General features: G+C 39.8%; 1 protein-coding gene and 1 pseudogene. One reads left to right on the forward strand and one right to left on the reverse strand.

Translation table 11 applies throughout. The features are described from left to right. The first annotated feature begins 143 nt into the window (after positions 1 to 143). Positions 144 to 1,445, forward strand: a complete 1,302-nt coding sequence (pglX, locus tag FTV48_RS14735) for a BREX-1 system adenine-specific DNA-methyltransferase PglX (protein ID WP_373683541.1) — start codon at positions 144 to 146, stop codon at positions 1,443 to 1,445. On the opposite strand, the pseudogene FTV48_RS14740 reads toward pglX, so the two are convergent. Continuing rightward, positions 1,421 to 1,579: pseudogene (locus tag FTV48_RS14740) on the reverse strand (sodium:proton antiporter); the annotation flags it as partial. The gene pglX and the pseudogene FTV48_RS14740 overlap by 25 nt on opposite strands.

Consider the following 1,579-nt stretch of genomic DNA (forward strand, 5'->3'; position numbering starts at 1 on the left):
CGCTTAAATGTTAATGCGATGACTTCAGGTCACTTAAATTATGGCCGTCTAGGTTACGAGGCTACAGTTAACGGTTTGGGTACACGTTTAGGTGCAAGTTACTCGATCCTTGATTATGAATTAGACAGCATAAAAGTTCAGTTATAAGAAATCCATCATATTATTTTCAAAAAGGAGCTACGTGGAATAGAATTAGTTCCTCATTTTTAGCAGTTAGGTATTTACCTGAAGGATTTATTTTTGATCAAGCAGGTGATTCTCTATTTACCTCTAATGATGATGATTTATTTTTGATGTTGGGTTTTATAAATTCAATTATTGGATTTAATCTAATGAGAATTTTATCACCAACTTTAAATGCCACAGCAGGTAGTATTGAACAATTTCCATATCCTGCAATTTGTAAAGATAAAATTAGTTTAATAGCTGATCGTGTAAAGAATTTAATTTCATATTCCACAGTCAATTGGGATTCCTACGAAACCTCATGGGATTTTAGTCAAAACCCTATCATTGGTACACACCAGCCAAATTTAGAAACAGCCTTTAATACATGGCAACAGCAAAATGCTAACGCCGTCGCTGAAATGAAACGCTTGGAAGAAGAAAACAATAAGCTGTTTATTGATGCTTATGGTTTACAGGATGAACTGACGCCTGATATACCCGATAAGCAAATTACCCTCACCCGTGCCGACCGTGAAAAAGACAGCCAGCGTTTAGTCTTTTATGCACTTGGCTGCATGATGGGACGTTATAGTCTGGATGAACCCGGGCTGATCTATGCCCATGCAGGCAATCAAGACTTTGATACCAGTCGTTATCAAACATTCCCAGCCGATGCGGATGGCATTATTCCACTGACCGAAATGCACTGGTTTGAAGATGATGCAACCCATCGTATTGGAGAGTTCTTAGCTGCGGTTTGGGGTAAAGACACGCTAGAGGCCAATATGTTGTGGCTGGCAGAAAGCTTGGATAAAAAAGCTAGTGAAACAGCGGAAGATACAATCCGTCGTTATCTTGCTAGTAAATTCTATAAAGACCACATGCAAACCTATAAAAAGCGTCCGATCTACTGGTTATTTAGCAGTGGTAAACAGGGTGCTTTCCAGGCGTTGGTGTACTTGCACCGCTATAACGAAAGTACTTTGGCACGTATGCGTACTGAATACGTCATGCCACTCATTTCAAAAATGGCGGCTATGGTTAATTCTTTGCAAAGTGAAATCGAAAACAGTGATTCTGCAGCTGAAATCAAACGTAAAGAAAAAGAACTACAAAACTTGCATAAGCAACAGGCTGAACTGAGTAGCTTTGAGGAAAAACTGCGTCACTATGCTGATCAGCGTATTTCACTGGATCTAGATGATGGGGTGAAAGTGAACTACGGCAAGTTTGGGGAATTGTTGGCTGAAGTCAAAGCGATTACGGGGGAAAAATAATGAATGCTTTCATTTCCTTTGACATCTTCTCCGACAATATATTGAAAACCCTTACGGTTCAGCTTGTGGCACATACGCTGGTACCAGCCTTTAAAGCCCTGTGTGTCTTCCTCGGGATTATAGTAAAAAGCATT

The organism is Acinetobacter sp. YH18001 (genome assembly GCF_013416975.1).
In the GTDB taxonomy this organism is placed as follows: domain Bacteria; phylum Pseudomonadota; class Gammaproteobacteria; order Pseudomonadales; family Moraxellaceae; genus Acinetobacter; species Acinetobacter pseudolwoffii.